Raw genomic sequence first — 15,862 nt, 5'->3', positions numbered from 1 at the left:
CCGTCTTGAATTGTAGTAAGGGTTGGAGACTTAAGCCCAAGGTCAACGTTGTGCCAGGCGCGCGCCCAGCTCGTCGACCAGTCGCTCCCAGGCGACTTCCACCTGCGGTGCCTCTACCCGCAGGGACTTCAGACCAGCGACGCGCTTTTCAGTTTCCGAGTCGCCGAGAATCAGTGCCCAGGCCGCGCCACTCTTGTCGGAGCGCTTGAGCTGCGACTTGAAACTGCCACCGCCACAGTTCATCTCGATGCGCAGACCGGGAATTTGGTCGCGCAGATTTTCTGCAATTCGCAGCCCCTCGGCCTCGGCGCGCTCACCGGCAACGACGAAGTACACGTCCGGCGCCGGCGTCGGCACTTCGCCGTGCTGGACCTTGATGAGGTCGATGATGCGCTCTTGTCCGAGCGCCCAGCCGATGGCGGGCGTCGAATCGCCGCCGAGTTGCTCGACCAGCCCGTCGTAGCGGCCGCCCGAGCACACCGCGCCCTGCGAGCCCAATTCGGTCGTCACCCACTCGAACACCGTGTGCGAGTAGTAATCGAGACCGCGGACCAGCAGCGGATTCAACACGTACTTCACGCCCAGCGCGTCGAGGTGACGGCACAGGCCGCCGAAGTGTGTGCGCGACTCTTCGTCGAGATGCTCGGTCAGCATCGGCGCGTTCTTGATGATGTCCTGCAGATCCGGATTCTTGCTATCGAGAATGCGCAGCGGGTTGCCGTCCAGACGTCGCAGGCTGTCCGGATCCAACTTGGACTTGTGCGCGGTGAAGTATTCGACCAGCTTCTCGCGATACACACGGCGCGAGGCCGGCGTGCCGAGCGAGTTCAGGTTCAGCTCCAGGCGTTTCACGCCCGCCTTGGTCAGCAGACGCGAGCTCAGCAAAATCACTTCCGCATCGATGTCCGGACCCGGATAGCCAAAGGCTTCCACGTCGAGCTGATGAAACTGACGGAAGCGGCCACGCTGCGGCTTCTCGTGACGAAACATCGGTCCTGACGTCCACACGCGCTGCTTCTGATTGTGCAGCAGCCCGTTGCTGATCATCGCGCGCACGATGCCGGCAGTCGCCTCCGGACGCAGCGTCAACGAGTCGCCGCCCGGATCCTGGAAAGTAAACATTTCCTTCGACACGACATCGGTGAACTCGCCGATCGAGCGCTTGAACAATCCGGTGTGCTCGACCAGCGGCACGCGGATTTCCTGATACGCATACGAGCCAAAAATCTCGCGCGCCAGGTTCTCCAGGCGCTGCCAGGCCGCCGAGTCGGCCGGCAAGATATCGTTCATGCCGCGAGGCGGCTGGATCTGCTGCTGAGTCACTCGACCGGAACCTCACCACTCGCTTGCGCGCTCATCATTTCCACGGCGCCATTCGCGGTGACCACGAACTTGGCCGCATCCCGCCCTGCCCTGCGTGGCACCACCACCGGTTTATCGTTCACCTGGACCGTGACCGCGGACGCCTTGCCGAGCGTGACTCGTATTGGCGGGACGCCTGTCAGCGTGCTCACCTTGCCGCTCTCACCCAGACCGAACATCAAACGTTTGCCGGTCGCGTCGTAGATCTCGGTCCACGATGCGTCGTTGAACTGAATTTGCAGCCGGACTTGTATCCCCGCTGTTTCCGATGCCGCCGCTGCAGGCACGGCATTCGATACTGGCGGCGCCTGAGGCGCAGGCTCCGATGCGTCCGCAGGTTCCGGCGGCAACGTCGAGGGCAACGAACCGGCTTCGGTCACCGCCTCGTCCGGAACCGCCGACTGCATCGGATCGCCCGGCGACGACACCGTCGACCACAGCCACCAGCCCAGGGTCAGCGCGATCAAGCCCACGCCCGACCACAACGGCCCCGCGAGCGAGCGACGTTCCATATCGATCGGCGCACTGGCCACCGACGCCGGAATCGGCGCGGGGATTTCCTGCACACCGGTCAGCGCCTCGTAACGCTCGATGATGAGCTGCGGCGACAATCCCAACAGTGCGGCGTACTGTCGCAAATGCCCGCGTGCATACACCGCTGGTCCGAGCTGCTCGAAACGATTGTCCTCGATGGCCGCGACGGCGCGCGCATCCAGGTGCAGCTCTTCGGCAATGTGCAGCTGAGTGATCGAGCGTCGCTCGCGCTCCTTGCGCAACAATTCGCCAGGCGTCAGGGAGTCATGCGCAGGCCCGCTCGAGCCCGCTGGCTCAGGTTCATTGCTGTGACCCGCTGCATTCATCCAGGATTCCGCTCGGACTCGATCAACTCCTTGGTCTGAGCAGCCCTCGGGTATTCCAGCTTCAAACGTTCCGCATAATTCTTGGCTGCGGCCACGTTGCCGAGGCCCCGCTCGATGCGCACGCCCAACCACAGCGAAGCCGGGGTGGTGCGGCCCACTTCGATGTACCGTTCGAGGAAGCCACGCGCGGACAAATAATCGGTTTGTTTGTATTGCAGATCGGCCATCTGGAACAGCGCTTCGCCGAACTTCGGCCGCACTTGCAGCGCCTTGCGCAGATTGGTCTCGGCGCCCTTCAGGTCGCCGCCGTTGCGGGCGCAGTTGGACGCGTTCAGATACGCAACTTCGGGGGTGCGATACAACGGATTGGTCGCAGCCTCGATCATCAGCTTTTCGCCGCGCGAGTACTTGCCCTTCTGGCACAGAAAGGCGCCGTAGTTGTTCTGCACTTCCGGATTCTTCGGATCGAGCGCCAGGCCCTTCGCGAAGTGCGATTCGGCCTTGTCGCTATCGCCGAGCCGCTCGTACAGCATGCCGGCGGTGATCTGCGCCTGGGAGTTGCGCGGATTCTGCTCGACCGCCTTATCGATCTTTTCCTTGGCCTGAACCAGGTTGTTCTTGCGCAGATAGTCGGTGCCGATCTGCAGATTGATTTCGGCGGCACGCTCGTTGTCCGGGGAGCCCAACTGCGTGCTACCAGTGCTCACGCAACCGGCGAGCGCGGCCGATACCACCAGGAAAGCCACCGCCGTACTTCTCATTACTGCACCGCCACTGAGATCAGCTTCGAACCCAGACGAACTGTCGTACGGTCGTGCACGCGTCCCACCAGCTGGCCGCAGGCGGCATCGATGTCGTCGCCGCGCGTCCGACGCGTCGTCGCGATCACTCCGTTCGCATTCAGAATGTCACGGAAGCGCTCGATGGCGGCAGCACTGGAGCGTTTGTAACGCGTGCCCGGAAACGGATTGAACGGGATCAGGTTGAGCTTGGCCGGCCGGCCCTTCAGCAGGGTTACCAGTTCGTGCGCGTGCTCCGGACGATCGTTCACGCCGTCCAACATGACGTATTCGAAGGTGATGCTGCGGGCGTTTTGTTTGTTGACGTACACCCAGCACGCATCCAGCAGCTCGGCGATCTTGTGCTTGCGATTGATCGGCACGAGCTCGTCGCGCAACGCGTCGTTCGGTGCGTGCAACGACACGGCGAGCGCGCAATTCGTTTCTTCGGCGAGCTTCAACATCTGCGGCACCAGGCCCGACGTGCTCACCGTGACACGACGACGCGAAATATCGAAGCCCAGATCGTCCATGAGGATCTCAGTCGCCGGCACAACGTTGCGATAGTTCGCCAGCGGCTCGCCCATGCCCATGAACACGATATTGGTGACCACGCGATCGCCGCCGTGCTGATAGCCGAGCTCCTTGTTCGCCAGCCACACCTGGCCGACGATCTCGGCAGCATTCAGATTGCGATTGAAGCCCTGCTGCGCGGTCGAGCAGAAGGTGCAATCCATCGCACAGCCGACCTGGCTCGAGATGCACAGCGTGCCGCGGCCTGGCTCGGGGATGAACACCATCTCGATGCCCTGCTTCACGCCTTCACTCGTGTTCATCGCCAGCAGCCACTTGCGTGTGCCATCGGCGGACACCTGAGTCATCGTGATTTCCGGCACCGCGACTTCGGCGACTTCAACGAGCTTCGCGCGGAAGCTCTTCGCCAGATCCGTCATCTGGTCGAAATCGGCAACGTGGCGCTTGTACAGCCACTTCATCAGTTGCCGGGCGCGAAACGGCTTCTCGCCCATGTTCGCGACGAACGCCTCCAACTCGGTCCGAGTGAGACCGAGCAGGTTGGTTTTGGCGGTCGTCGCGTTCATGAGAGCGCCTGCAGTCGCGATCAACGCGTGCGCGGGCAGAGTTCGGTCGCCGAGAAGAAGTATGCGATCTCGATTTTCGCGTTGTCGAGGCTGTCGGAGCCGTGCACCGTGTTCTCATCGATGCTGTTGGCCAGGTCCGCGCGGATCGTGCCCTTGTCGGCCTTCTTCGGGTCGGTGGCGCCCATCAGCTCGCGGTTCTTGGCCACCGCGTTTTCACCTTCCAGCACCTGGAGCATCACCGGGCCGGAGATCATGAACTTCACCAGGTCCTTGAAGAAGGGGCGCTCCTTGTGGACCGCATAGAAACCCTCGGCCTGGGCCTGGGTCAGCTGAACCATCTTGGCGGCAATGATCTTGAGGCCGGCCTGCTCGAAGCGGCGGTACACCTCACCGATCACGTTCTTTTGCACGCCGTCGGGTTTGACAATGGAAAAAGTGCGTTCGACCGCCATGGAATCGTCCCGTTAATCAATGAATTGGAAAGAGTTTGCCGAACCTGACCAAGGCTGGTGTCGCCGGGCGGCGGCAATTGCGCGCGCGCAGTCTACCCGGCATGGCCGGGAGCAGCAAGAAAATGAGCGGGGACGCGGAGTTAGGCTTCAGGCCTAAGCACTTACACGCTGAAGCTCTCGCCGCAGCCGCATTCACCTTTCGCTTTCGGATTGCGGAAGCGGAACGCCTCATTGAGGCCCTGCTTCACGAAGTCCACCTCGGTGCCATTGATGTAGTCGAGGCTGTCGCGGTCGACAATGACTTTGACTCCCCGGTCCTCGAACACCACGTCGTTGGAGCCGACGTCGTCGGCATAGTTCACGACATAGGCGAAGCCTGAACAGCCGGTCTTCTTGACCGCGAGGCGCAGGCCAACGCCATGCCCCCTGCGTGTGAGGAAAGACTGGACACGATCGGCGGCGGCGGGAGTCAGTGAGATGCTCATAGCGTGTACAAGCGTGATGGCGGCGGCCTGCTGAATCAAGTGCGAAGGTCATGCCTTTTCGGCCGACCGACATTCCATGCACTGCTGATTATGGAATAAGCCGGGTCCAGGCTTCACTCAATGCGCGCACAGCGTCTTCGAGAATGAGAAGTCGGCCACGCTTTTCCAGCGGAAACTGCAGCGCCTGGTCCGCATCGCGCCAGCGCCAGGCTCGCAGCTGCTCGCGACTCAGCCCCACCAGGCGCTCGCTCAGCCAGGAGCCGGCGGCGATGCAATGAGGACAACCGTACGCTTCGAAACGCACCGCTTCGATTCGTTCCTCGGCGACTTGCGCACTGAGAACGAACATCGTGCCCTGCGCGACGCTGCCGGCCGTGCCACGGATGACGCCCTCGCCCGCTTCGAAGTGTCCGCCGTTGCGTGGATGCTCGAAGTGCTCGACGACGGTTGAAGAATATTCAGGTTCCATGCGGATGACCCAAGGACGCTGCTCGCTTCGCGAGAAGCTAGGGAGTCGGTGTGGATGTCGGAGCCAGGGCGCGCAGCCGCCCGACCTCGCGGCTCACGATGGCGATGGCGCGATCGACGTCGTCCTCGGTCGTGAAGCGCCCCAAGCTGAACCGGATCGAACTTTGCGCCAATTGATCGCTCCTGCCCAACGCGCGCAGCACATACGACGCTTCGTCCGAACCCGACGCGCAGGCTGAGCCCGACGACACTGCCAGCTCACGCAGCCCGAAGCGCAGGCTCTCGCCTTCGACATTGTGGAAACAAACATTGAGCACGCCGGCAACACGCTCGGTGGGATGGCCGTTCAGCTCGACGCCACCGATGGCGAGCAGCCCTTTCAGCAACCGCTCACGAAGCGCCGAGAGGCGCGTGACATCGGCCTCGCGTTCACGCTCGCCGATCTCGAATGCCAGGCCCATGCCGACGATCTGATGCGTCGGCAACGTGCCCGAGCGCAGTCCGGTTTCCTGGCCGCCGCCATACGATATCGGCCGCAATCCCAGCGGCGGCCTGCGACGGATGTACAGCACACCGATGCCCTTCGGGCCGTAAGCCTTATGCGCGGTCAGCGACAACAGATCGATATTCATCGCCTCGACGTTGATCGGCAGTTTGCCCGCACTCTGCGCGGCGTCCACATGGAATGCGACGCCTCGCTCGCGACAGATCGCGCCGATCGCGGCCACATCTTGAATTACGCCCGTTTCGTTGTTGACGTGCATGAGCGACACCAGCTGCGTTTCCGGCCGCAGCGCTTCCCGAACCTGCTCGGGTCGCACGATGCCGTCGGTGCCCGGCTTCAGCCAGGTGACCTCGAAGCCTTCCTTCTCCAGCTGCTTGAACGCATCGACCACAGCTTTGTGCTCGGTGCGTGAAGTCACAACGTGACGGCCGCGATCGGCATGAAATCGCGCGACGCCGAGGATCGCGAGGTTGTCCGACTCCGTTGCGCCCGACGTCCAAATGATGCATTCCGGGCGCGCACCGATCGCTGCCGCCACTTGCTGCCGCGCCTTTTCGATCATCGAGCGAGCGCGAGTGCCGAACGTGTGCCCCGACGATGGATTGCCGTGCGCGCCCTCGGGGCGCAGGCATTCGATCATCAGCTCGGCAACGCGTGGGTCGACGGGCGTGGTGGCGGCGTAATCGAGATAAATCGCCGGGGAAGATGATTTGTGTGAAGGCGTCATGAGGAAGCGGTTTTCCCAGCCGGGCGCCGGCGCGATTGCACGGCGGTGAGAATGCCACGAAGGATATTCATTTCATTCTGATCGAGCCGTGAACGGTTGAACAAGCGACGGATGCGCGCCATCAAGTGGCCGCCGCCGGTGCGGTCGCGGAAGTCGATTTCTTCCAGCACGCGTTCGACGTGCTCATACAGCAATTCCATCTCACGCGCGGTGGCGAACGGCACATCGGGCGGCTGCGGCGTGGGCGCGTCGGCCCGCGTCGCCAGCATGATTTCGTATGCGATCACCTGCACCGCCATCCCGAGATTCAGCGACGCGTAGTCACCGGCGGTCGGAATGGTCACGAGCCGCTGACAGCGGGACAGCTCATCGTTGCTCAGCCCGAACTTTTCCGAGCCAAACACGATGGCGACATTGCCGACCTGCGCCGCCTCGGCCACGAGCTGCGCGCATTCGCGGGGCTCGACCAGATCGAAGCTCAGATAGCGCTTGCGGGCGCTGGTGCCGACCACGAAGCCGCAGTCGGCGATCGCGTCGTCGAATTCCTCATGCACCCGGGCCGCATCCAGCACGTCGTCGGCGCCCGACGCCCGCGCGGTCGCCTCCGCATGAGGGAATGCCTTAGGCCGCACCAGGTGCAGCTCGCTCAGCCCCATGTTTTTCATGGCGCGGGCCACCGCGCCGATGTTGCCGGGGTGGTTTGGATCGACCAGGACGACACGAATACTCATCGTAATGCGCTATTCTAGCGTCCCTTCGGACGGCACGCCGCCGTCTCGCTCTTTACCACTCCCTGCCCCCTGCCCTGATCCGCGTTGGATCCGGGCTCGTTCGTCGAGGTCGTCTTTCCATGCAGCCTTTGCTCAATATTGCCGTCCGTGCCGCCCGCCGTGCCGGTGAAGTCATCGTCCGTGGCATGAACCGCGTACACCGCCTCGATATCCGCCAGAAGGGGCAGAACGATTTCGTCTCGGAGATCGACACCCAGGCCGAGATGGAAATCATCGATACGGTGCGCAAGAGCTACCCGGATCACGCCTTCCTCGCCGAGGAAAGCGGCTCGCACGGCGGCTCGATCGACAGCGAATTCGTGTGGATCATCGATCCGCTCGACGGCACCACCAACTATCTCCATGGCTTTCCGCAGTTCGCCGTTTCCATCGGCGTGCAGCGTCGTGGGCGCATGGAACATGCGGTCGTTTACGACCCGCTGCGACAGGAGCTGTTCACGGCGTCGCGCGGTGAAGGTGCGCAGCTCGATGGGCGGCGGATTCGTGTGAGCCCGCACGTGGGGTTGGAGCGAGCGCTGATCGGGACTGGGTTTCCGTATCGGACCAATCTGCACTGGATCGATCAGTACATGGCCATGTTCAAGGCAGTGACGCAGGCAACTGCGGGCATTCGCCGGCCGGGCGCCGCGGCGCTGGATCTCGCTTATGTGGCGGCGGGCAGGCTCGATGCGTTTTGGGAGTTCGGGTTGTCGCCTTGGGATACTGCCGCCGGAACTTTGCTGATTACTGAAGCCGGTGGGTTGGTGAGTTCGCTTCAAGGCACGGAATATAAACAGGGCGGGAATATTCTGGCGGGGACGCCGAAGGTGCATGCGCCTTTGCTGGAGTTGCTGGCGCCCCACGTTCCTGCGGAACTGACCTGAGAGCGCTTGCCCCGGCCAGCCGCACCGGCAACAAGCCGAGGCGGCTTCTTCTCGTAACCCGTTCCTCCCCGAGCGGGAGGAACTAAACTTTCAATTCATCGGGCCCGGCGCTCTGCCGAAGGCAGAGCCGCCGGACTCCGAGCGGTCAGTCCTGAACGGGCGCGGGCTGCTTGGTGCTGCCGTTGCTGTGCCCGTTCTGGCCGAGCGGGCTGCGGCCGTAGCCGTACACCGCGTACACCAGCAGGCCGATGCCGGCCCAAATAAAGAATGTCAGCTGCGTGCGCAGCGGCAGCGAGAACATCAGGAACGCGCAGCCCGCCATCGCGAGCGGCGCGACGATCCATACGCCGGGGGCGCGGAACGGGCGATGACGATCCGGGTCGCGCTTGCGAAGGATCATCACACCAGCCGCCACCGTCAGGAACGCGAACAGCGTGCCGCTATTCGAAAGATCCGCCAGCACGCCAACCGGGAAAAACGCCGCGAACACCGTCACCGCCAGGCCCGTCACGATCGTCACCACATGCGGCGTGTGGAAGCGCGGATGAATCTTCGTAAGCTGCTCATTGAACGGCAATAACTTGTCTCGCGCCATCGAGAAGAAGATGCGCGTCTGGCCGAACAGCATCATCAGGATCACCGAGGGCAGCGCCAGGAACGCGGCCAAGCCGATCAACTGCGACACTTTCTTCCAGCCGATCTGATCGAGCACATGCGCCAGCGGTTCGCCGCTGCACACCAGCTTGTCGGCGTTCTCCGGCTGACGGCACGCGATGGCTACGTCCGCACTGCCCGGCTCGTAAGCCAGATTCGTGGCCGGATCGATCACCGGCTGCGCGCCGATCGAGCCCACCGCGCCGCCGGCGACGAGCACGTAGAAGATCGTGCAGATCACCAGGCTGCCGATCAGACCGATCGGCATGTTGCGTTGAGGATTCTTGGTTTCTTCCGCCGCCGTCGAGACCGCATCGAAGCCCACGTAGGCGAAGAAGATCGAAGCGGCGGCACCCGCGATGCCCATGCCGGAGATCTCGCCGATGAAGCCGTTGGGCGAGAACGGCTCGAAGTTCTCCATGCTCATCACCGGCACTGCCAGGATGATGAACAGCGTCAGCGCCGCGATTTTGATGGCAACCAGGATCGCGTTCACGGTGGCGCTCTCACGCGTGCCGAGCACCAGCAGGCTGGTCACGAGCAAGGCGATAACCGCAGCCGGCACGTTCATGATGCCGCCGACGTGCATGCCGCTGGTGAAGGCCGCGGGAATGTCTATGTCGAAGGATCGTTCCATCAATCCGACGAAGTAGTTCGACCATCCGACCGAGACCGCGCTCGCCGCGACGGCGTATTCGAGAATCAGCGCCCAGCCCACCATCCAGGCGATCACTTCGCCGAGCACGGCGTAGGAGTACGTGTAGGCGGAGCCCGAGACCGGCACCATCGCCGCCAGCTCCGCGTAGCACAGCGCGGTCACGGCGCAGACGAAGCCGGCGATCACGAACGACATCATCATGCCGGGACCGGCCTTTTGTGCGGCTTCGGCGGTGAGCACGAAAATACCGGTGCCGATCACGGCGCCGATGCCGAGCATGGTCAGCTGGAACGCGCCCAGGGTGCGCGTCAGCGATTTCTTCTCGGCGCTCTCGAGAATCGATGCGAGAGGTTTGATACGCCAATTCATTATGTCGGTTTCCTCGGGTCTGTCGTGCCAGTGGTTAGACCGCAATCAAGGTGGAACAGCCGCTCCCCGTGCGGAGCGGATCATAGGCGCATCCGGCAGTGAACGTCACCCGACCTGAGACAGGAAGACGCCAGAAACGTCTGCGCACCGAGGTGGGCCGCGGAGGCATTCCCTGGCACCACAATGGGGACAATATCTGTAAAGTCATGCACCAACGCTCGTTGCATACAGAGTCGAGACCGTCGGCCGCCATGAATAATGTCTTAACCGTAATGTTCGGAGTCACGGTCACGCCGTGGAAGCTCATCGGCTACACCGGTGTGTTCCTGTTCGCCGGCCGCTGGTTCGTCCAGCTCGCCGCCTCGAAGGCCCACGGCAAGCCGGTCATGCCCACCCTGTTCTGGTACATGAGCGCCGCCGGCAGCGTGCTGCTGCTCGCCTATTTCATCTTCGGCAAGAACGACTCCGTCGGAGTCATGTCGAACCTTTTCCCGCTGTTCGTCGCGCTCTACAACTTGTATCTGGATCGCAAGAACAGGCAAGGCCGGGGCAGCGCGGCCTGATCGCAACACTTTGTTGCTTTCCTACTCTTCCTCGAGCTTCTTGCGCAGCTGAACCGGCTCGTCCTTAGGCCGGTTCGCGCGCTTGCGCACCTGGATGTTGAGCATCTCCACCAGCACCGAGAACGCCATGGCGAAGTAGATGTAGCCCTTCGGGATGTGGAAGCCGAGGCCTTCGCCGACCAGCGCCACGCCGATCAGGATCAGGAACGACAGCGCCAGCATCTTGATGGTCGGATGCCGATCGACGAAATCGCTGATCGGGCCGGCCAGGAACATCATCACCAGCACCGCAACGACCACCGCGGCGATCATCACCTCGACATGGTCGGCCATGCCGACCGCGGTGATCACCGAGTCGAGCGAGAACACGATGTCGATGATGGCGATCTGGACGATCACCGACATGAACGATGCCCCGCCCTTAGCCTCGCGCTCTTCGTGCGCGCCTTCCAGGCTGCCGTGGATCTCGAGCGTGCTCTTCGCGATCAGGAACAGACCGCCGCCGAACAGGATCAGGTCCCGCCCCGAAATACCGCGGCCCAGGATCGAAAACAACTCATCCGACAGCCCCATCACCCAGGTGATCGACAGCAGCAGCAGGATGCGCGTGATCATCGCGAGCGACAGGCCGATGGTGCGGCCCCGCGCCCGCTGCTCCGGCGGCAGGCGGCCCACCAGGATGGAAATGAAAATGATGTTGTCGATGCCGAGGACGATCTCCAGAGCCGTCAGCGTCAGGAACGCCAGCCACACCTGGGGATCAGTCAAGAATTCCACAGTCCGAACCTCACGAGATAACAGTCACGATTCAATCGTTGCGCAGGTCGGGCGTGCCGGACGCAGCCTCGCGCCGCGACACCCACAACGACGCCACGACGCCGATCGCCAGGAACCCGACGATCACACCGAGCGAGATGGCGTGCGGGATCTCCAGATGATGGTGCAGCATCATCTTCACGCCGACGAAGCCTAAGATGAAGATCAGGCTGAACTTGATGTACTTGAACATCATCATCAGGCCGGCGATCGCAAAGTACAGCGAGCGCAGCCCGAGGATGGCGAACGCGTTCGAGGTGAACACGATGAACGGCTCCTGGGTCACCGCGAAGATCGCGGGAATGGAGTCGACCGCGAACACCACGTCGGCGAAGTCGACCAGCAGCAAGGTCACGAACAGCGGCGTCGCATGGCGGGCGCCATCGACCATCGTGAAGAAGCGCTCGCCATCGAGCTTGTCGGTAACCGGATAAACTCGGCGCGCCAGCCGCACCAGCACGCTCTTGCCCGGGTCGAACTGCTCTTCTTCGCTCTTCAGCATGCGCGCCGCCGAGAGCAGCAGGATCGCGCCGAAGACATAGAACATCCAGTCGAAGGAATGGATCAGCGCCGCGCCGGCCGCGATCATCGCGCCTCGCAGCAGGATGGCGCCGACGATGCCCCAGAACAGCACTCGATACTGGAACTGCGGCGGAATCTTCATGTACGTGAAGATGATCGCGATCACGAAGATGTTGTCGACCGACAGCGACCACTCGAGCAGATAGCCGGTGATGTACTGAATCGCCGCTTCGGCACCGCTCGGTGCGTCGGGCGAGGTGCGCCAGCCGAACCAGTGATGCTCGTAGACGCCGTACACCAGCGCGGAGAACGACAGCGCCACCAGGATCCAGACAACCGTCCAGCCGAGCGCCTGGCGGACGCTCATCTCCTTCGACTCCCGGTGCAGCACCACCAGATCCAGCGCCAGGACGCTCAGATACAGTGCGAAGAAGACCACCCAGACCATCAAGCTCATGGCTCAGCCCGCTGCTGCTGTCGTTATTGCGGTATCCGCCACGGGGGCCTGGGGTTCCAAGGGAGTTACGGCAAAGCGTCGAGTTCGGAGGTGTCTTTCTTCTGCTCGATCAGGTCGAGCGCCGACAGCTTCATGTCCAGGGCCAGCGCGCCGGCCACGTAAATCGAGGAATACGTGCCGACCAGGATGCCGATGGTCAGCGCCCAAGAGAAGCCGCGCAGGGTCTCGCCGCCTTCGATCAGCAGCACGACCACCACCAGCAGGGTGGCGCCCGACGTGATGATGGTTCGCGACAGCGTCTGGTTGATCGAGGCGTCCATGACTTCTTCGGGGCTGGCTTTGCGCATCGAATGGAAATTCTCACGCACCCGATCGAACACCACGACGGTGTCGTTCAGCGAGTAGCCGATGACGGCCAGGATCGCGGCCAGCACGGCGAGGTCGAACGGAATGTCGCTGACGGCGAAGAAGCCCAGGATGATCAACGGATCGTGCAAGGTCGCGATGATGGCGCTGACGCCCATCTTCCATTGGAAGCGCCACCAGGTATAGATGCCGATCAACACGAACGTGAACAAAATCGCCAGGCCGCCCTGATTGGTCAGCTCCTCGCCGACCTGCGGACCGACCACCTCGGCGCGACGCAGTTCGACCTCGGGATCGGTCTTCTTCAGCGCGTCAGTCACCGCCTTGCTGACCTGATTCACGTCCTGTCCGTCGGTCGGCAGCAGGCGCACCGCGACGCTGCGCTCGTCGCCGAAGTTTTGCACCTGGGCTTCGTGGAAGCCGGCCTCCTGCAGCGCCGTGCGTGTGCGCTCGATGTTCGCCGCCTTCGGATACGCGAACTCGAGCACCACGCCGCCGGTGAAGTCGATGCCCAGATTCAATCCGTGCACGAACAGCAGCACGATGGACGCGATGATCGCCACGCCCGACACCCCGTACCACACCTTGCGGGTGTGCATGAACGGGTACTTGGTTACCTTGTGAAAGAACTCCATTGCGGGGCTCTCTTAAATAGACAAGTGATCGAGCTTGCGGCGGCTACCCCAGATCGCGTGGACCAGGGCGCGGCTGCCGACAACCGATGTGAAGAGCGAAGTGATGATGCCGAGCGTCATCACGATGGCGAAGCTGCGGATCGTGCCGGTGCCGAACGCGAACAGCACGACGCCGGCGATCAAGGTCGTGACGTTCGAGTCGGCGATCGTTGCGAACGCCTTTTCGAAGCCGACGTTGATCGACTGCAGCGGCGAGTTGCCGTTGCGCAGCTCCTCTCGGATACGCTCGTAGATCAGGATGTTCGCGTCGACCGCGATACCCATGTGGAACACGACGGCGGCGATGCCGGGCAATGACAGCGATGCCTGCAACATCGAGAGCAGGCCGACCGTGAGGACCAGGTTCGACAGCAGCACCAGATTCGCGATCCAGCCGAACGCGCGGTAGTACACGGCCATGAACGCGAACGTCAGCAGCAGGCCGATGGCCATGGCGCGAATGCCGCGATCGATGTTGTCCTGACCCAGGCTCGGACCGACCGAACGCTGCTCGACGATGGTCTGCGGAGCCGCCAACGCGCCGGAACGCAGCAACAGCGCCAGCTCGCGGGCTTCGGTCGCCTGCAGGCCGGTGATGCGGAAGCGATCCGACAACACGCTTTGAATGGTCGCGTCGCTGATGACCTCTTCTTCGGTACACAACGCGCCGTTGCGCGTGCCTTCGCACCGCTCGCCTTCGGCCAGTTGTTTCTTCTCGATGTAGACGACGGCCATGCGCTTGCCGACGTTGTCGCGCGTCGCTTCCATCATCGACTGACCGCCGCGCGAATCGAGCACGACGTTCACCTGGGGCGAGCCTTCGGCGAAACCGGAACTTGCGTCCGACAACTGCTCGCCGGTGGCGATGATGTCGCGCTTGACCAGGATCGGCCGGCCGTCGCGCGTATTCAGCAGCTTCGAGCCGATGGGAACGCGCTTGGTCTGGGCGGCTTCATAAGGATTGTTGGTCTCATCGACCAGGCGGAACTCGAGGGTCGCGGTGGCGCCCAGCACGCGGATCGCTTCGTTCGGATCCTGCACACCCGGCAATTGCACGACGATACGGTTGACGGCCTGCCGAGTGACGATGGGCTCGGAGATGCCCAACTCGTCGACACGGTTGCGCAGCGTCGTGATGTTCTGCTGAACGGCCACGTCCTGACGTCGTTTGACTTCGGCCGGCGTCATCGTCATTTCGATCACGGGGCCTGCGGCGCTATCGGAAGTATTCAGCAGAATGCTGCCGTCGGGCGAACGCAGAGCGTCCTGCGCCGCGGTCAAATCGTCCTGACTACGCAGGGTTACGCGAACCGACTCGTTTACTCGCGTCACCGAGGCATAAGGAACTCGCTTGTCGCGCAGCGTCGCGCGGGCGTCGCGCTCCATACGATCGATCGCCTGATCCACCGCGCCTATCGTGTCCACCTCATAGACGAAGTGCACGCCGCCCCGCAGGTCGAGGCCGAGGCTCATCGGCTTCAAGCCGATGGTGCGCATCCAGTCCGGCGCGCGTGAAGCGGTCGAAAGCGCGACCAGGAATTCGCCGTTGCCTCGCTTGGCGATGGTTTCACGCGCCTTGCTTTGAGTCTCCGCGTCCGCGAAGCGCAGGACCAGGCGATCCTTTTCGGTATACGAAGCTTCGACCGGCACGCTGTCGGCATCCAGCAGGCTCAGCACTTTGTCCTTGCTGGCCTGGTCCATGGCCGCCCGGTCGTTGCGCGACAGCTGCAGCGCCGGCCCCTCGCCGAACACGTTGGGTAACGCGAACAGCGTGCCGACCACCATCACGATGATGATCAGCCAGTATTTCCACTTGGCGAATTGATACATGGGTAATTTTTGTCGCGGCCTTCGGACCGGGCCGCAGGCCCGGCGCTACCTATCCTTGGGTTAAGCGCTCTTCAAGGTGCCCTTCGGCAGCTCTTGGGATACGGCGTGACGCTGCACTTTGATGTTGACGCCGGGGGCGATCTCCAGGGTCACGAACTGCTCGCTCACCTCGACGATCTTGCCCAGGATGCCGCCGCTGGTGACGACCTCGGCGCCGACGCCCAGGGCCGCCACCATGGCGCGATGTTCCTTGGCGCGCTTGGTTTGCGGACGGATCAGCAGGAAATAGAAGACGACGAAAATCAGCACCAGCGGCAAAAATTGCATGAGCGCGTTGGGCTGGGCCGAGGTGCCGGTCGCCTGTGCGGCAGCGGTGGAAATCAACCAGTCCATCTTGCAATGCCCCCGAAAACGAAAAACTGGGGAAGAACCCCGGGAAAGGACGAGAAAAACGGCTCTGCCGGCGCGAGCACGCGCGCACCCGGGCACCGCCGGGTCGGCAAAGAGCGGCGCATTATACACACCGCCCTTCCGGCCACTATCCAGCCCTGTTCAGGCCGC

The 15,862-nt window shown here is 62.8% G+C and carries 17 protein-coding genes; 2 read left to right on the top strand and 15 right to left on the bottom strand.

Translation table 11 applies throughout. From position 1 onward, the window contains the following. Positions 1-42: 42 nt before the first annotated feature. The 9 genes from hisS to EK373_RS23425 form a co-directional block, all read right to left on the bottom strand. Positions 43-1,323 (bottom strand): histidine--tRNA ligase, encoded by a 1,281-nt coding sequence (gene hisS, locus EK373_RS23465; RefSeq protein WP_232831200.1) that lies wholly within the window; start codon positions 1,321-1,323, stop codon positions 43-45. After that, positions 1,320-2,222, bottom strand: coding sequence for a RodZ domain-containing protein (locus EK373_RS23460; protein ID WP_129646506.1), 903 nt, complete (start codon positions 2,220-2,222; stop codon positions 1,320-1,322). Before EK373_RS23460 ends, hisS begins: the two co-directional genes overlap by 4 nt. Continuing rightward, a complete protein-coding gene (gene pilW / locus EK373_RS23455; protein WP_129646504.1) occupies positions 2,219-2,983 on the bottom strand; it encodes a type IV pilus biogenesis/stability protein PilW in 765 nt (254 codons plus the stop codon). Before pilW ends, EK373_RS23460 begins: the two co-directional genes overlap by 4 nt. Further along, the gene (gene rlmN, locus EK373_RS23450; RefSeq protein ID WP_129646502.1) at positions 2,983-4,101 is read right to left on the bottom strand and encodes a 23S rRNA (adenine(2503)-C(2))-methyltransferase RlmN; all 1,119 of its coding nucleotides are present in this window, start codon (positions 4,099-4,101) and stop codon (positions 2,983-2,985) included. Before rlmN ends, pilW begins: the two co-directional genes overlap by 1 nt. Positions 4,102-4,121: 20 nt before the next feature. Continuing rightward, positions 4,122-4,553, bottom strand: coding sequence for a nucleoside-diphosphate kinase (ndk, locus tag EK373_RS23445; protein WP_129646500.1), 432 nt, complete (start codon positions 4,551-4,553; stop codon positions 4,122-4,124). Positions 4,554-4,714: 161 nt separating this feature from the next. Then, entirely contained in the window at positions 4,715-5,038 is a 324-nt protein-coding gene (locus EK373_RS23440) for a HesB/IscA family protein (protein ID WP_129646498.1), read from the bottom strand. A gap of 88 nt (positions 5,039-5,126) precedes the next feature. After that, complete coding sequence (locus EK373_RS23435) at positions 5,127-5,507, bottom strand: iron-sulfur cluster assembly scaffold protein (RefSeq protein ID WP_129646496.1); 381 nt, start codon at positions 5,505-5,507, stop codon at positions 5,127-5,129. A gap of 37 nt (positions 5,508-5,544) precedes the next feature. Then, the gene (locus tag EK373_RS23430) at positions 5,545-6,738 is read right to left on the bottom strand and encodes an aminotransferase class V-fold PLP-dependent enzyme (protein ID WP_129646494.1); all 1,194 of its coding nucleotides are present in this window, start codon (positions 6,736-6,738) and stop codon (positions 5,545-5,547) included. Continuing rightward, positions 6,735-7,469 carry an RNA methyltransferase gene (locus tag EK373_RS23425; protein ID WP_198683582.1) on the bottom strand — a complete coding sequence of 245 codons (735 nt, stop codon included), beginning with the start codon at positions 7,467-7,469 and terminating at the stop codon, positions 6,735-6,737. The genes EK373_RS23430 and EK373_RS23425 overlap by 4 nt, the downstream gene beginning before the upstream one ends. 119 nt (positions 7,470-7,588) lie before the next feature. Between EK373_RS23425 and EK373_RS23420 the strand changes: the two genes are divergently transcribed. Then, complete coding sequence (locus tag EK373_RS23420) at positions 7,589-8,392, top strand: inositol monophosphatase family protein (RefSeq protein ID WP_129646490.1); 804 nt, start codon at positions 7,589-7,591, stop codon at positions 8,390-8,392. Positions 8,393-8,537: 145 nt separating this feature from the next. Here EK373_RS23420 and EK373_RS23415 read toward each other — a convergent pair whose 3' ends face one another. Next, positions 8,538-10,073: an amino acid permease gene (locus tag EK373_RS23415; RefSeq protein WP_198683581.1), complete on the bottom strand. Its 1,536-nt coding sequence runs from the start codon at positions 10,071-10,073 to the stop codon at positions 8,538-8,540. A 251-nt stretch (positions 10,074-10,324) separates the two neighbouring features. Between EK373_RS23415 and EK373_RS23410 the strand changes: the two genes are divergently transcribed. After that, entirely contained in the window at positions 10,325-10,636 is a 312-nt protein-coding gene (locus EK373_RS23410; RefSeq protein ID WP_129646488.1) for a lipid-A-disaccharide synthase N-terminal domain-containing protein, read from the top strand. 21 nt (positions 10,637-10,657) lie between these two features. On the opposite strand, the gene EK373_RS23405 is transcribed toward EK373_RS23410, so the two are convergent. The 5 genes from EK373_RS23405 to yajC form a co-directional block, all read right to left on the bottom strand. Further along, on the bottom strand, positions 10,658-11,413 hold the full coding sequence (locus tag EK373_RS23405; RefSeq protein ID WP_129646486.1) for a TerC family protein: 756 nt from the start codon (positions 11,411-11,413) through the stop codon (positions 10,658-10,660). Positions 11,414-11,444: 31 nt separating this feature from the next. Then, entirely contained in the window at positions 11,445-12,431 is a 987-nt protein-coding gene (locus EK373_RS23400) for a TerC family protein (RefSeq protein WP_129646484.1), read from the bottom strand. A 65-nt stretch (positions 12,432-12,496) separates the two neighbouring features. Then, a complete protein-coding gene (gene secF / locus EK373_RS23395) occupies positions 12,497-13,432 on the bottom strand; it encodes a protein translocase subunit SecF (protein ID WP_129646482.1) in 936 nt (311 codons plus the stop codon). A gap of 12 nt (positions 13,433-13,444) precedes the next feature. After that, positions 13,445-15,301 carry a protein translocase subunit SecD gene (secD, locus tag EK373_RS23390; protein WP_129646480.1) on the bottom strand — a complete coding sequence of 619 codons (1,857 nt, stop codon included), beginning with the start codon at positions 15,299-15,301 and terminating at the stop codon, positions 13,445-13,447. Positions 15,302-15,361: 60 nt separating this feature from the next. Next, a complete protein-coding gene (yajC, locus tag EK373_RS23385; RefSeq protein WP_129646478.1) occupies positions 15,362-15,694 on the bottom strand; it encodes a preprotein translocase subunit YajC in 333 nt (110 codons plus the stop codon). Between the last annotated feature and the right edge of the window lie 168 nt (positions 15,695-15,862).

The organism is Peristeroidobacter agariperforans (genome assembly GCF_004138335.1).
In the GTDB taxonomy this organism is placed as follows: Bacteria; Pseudomonadota; Gammaproteobacteria; order Steroidobacterales; family Steroidobacteraceae; genus Steroidobacter; species Steroidobacter agariperforans.
The sequence above is the reverse complement of the archived record's forward strand: the minus strand, read 5'-3'. Positions and strand labels throughout refer to the sequence as shown.

Excerpts from the sequence above, each read along its gene's own strand:
- EK373_RS23460 (WP_129646506.1), bottom strand. The coding sequence starts at position 2,222 with ATGAATGCAGCGGGTCACAGCAATGAACCTGAGCCAGCGGGCTCGAGC.
- pilW (WP_129646504.1), bottom strand. The coding sequence starts at position 2,983 with ATGAGAAGTACGGCGGTGGCTTTCCTGGTGGTATCGGCCGCGCTCGCC.
- rlmN (WP_129646502.1), bottom strand. The coding sequence starts at position 4,101 with ATGAACGCGACGACCGCCAAAACCAACCTGCTCGGTCTCACTCGGACC.
- ndk (WP_129646500.1), bottom strand. The coding sequence starts at position 4,553 with ATGGCGGTCGAACGCACTTTTTCCATTGTCAAACCCGACGGCGTGCAA.
- EK373_RS23440 (WP_129646498.1), bottom strand. The coding sequence starts at position 5,038 with ATGAGCATCTCACTGACTCCCGCCGCCGCCGATCGTGTCCAGTCTTTC.
- EK373_RS23435 (WP_129646496.1), bottom strand. The coding sequence starts at position 5,507 with ATGGAACCTGAATATTCTTCAACCGTCGTCGAGCACTTCGAGCATCCA.
- EK373_RS23430 (WP_129646494.1), bottom strand. The coding sequence starts at position 6,738 with ATGACGCCTTCACACAAATCATCTTCCCCGGCGATTTATCTCGATTAC.
- EK373_RS23425 (WP_198683582.1), bottom strand. The coding sequence starts at position 7,469 with ATGAGTATTCGTGTCGTCCTGGTCGATCCAAACCACCCCGGCAACATC.
- EK373_RS23420 (WP_129646490.1), top strand. The coding sequence starts at position 7,589 with ATGCAGCCTTTGCTCAATATTGCCGTCCGTGCCGCCCGCCGTGCCGGT.
- EK373_RS23415 (WP_198683581.1), bottom strand. The coding sequence starts at position 10,073 with ATGAATTGGCGTATCAAACCTCTCGCATCGATTCTCGAGAGCGCCGAG.
- EK373_RS23410 (WP_129646488.1), top strand. The coding sequence starts at position 10,325 with ATGAATAATGTCTTAACCGTAATGTTCGGAGTCACGGTCACGCCGTGG.
- EK373_RS23400 (WP_129646484.1), bottom strand. The coding sequence starts at position 12,431 with ATGAGCTTGATGGTCTGGGTGGTCTTCTTCGCACTGTATCTGAGCGTC.
- secF (WP_129646482.1), bottom strand. The coding sequence starts at position 13,432 with ATGGAGTTCTTTCACAAGGTAACCAAGTACCCGTTCATGCACACCCGC.
- secD (WP_129646480.1), bottom strand. The coding sequence starts at position 15,301 with ATGTATCAATTCGCCAAGTGGAAATACTGGCTGATCATCATCGTGATG.
- yajC (WP_129646478.1), bottom strand. The coding sequence starts at position 15,694 with ATGGACTGGTTGATTTCCACCGCTGCCGCACAGGCGACCGGCACCTCG.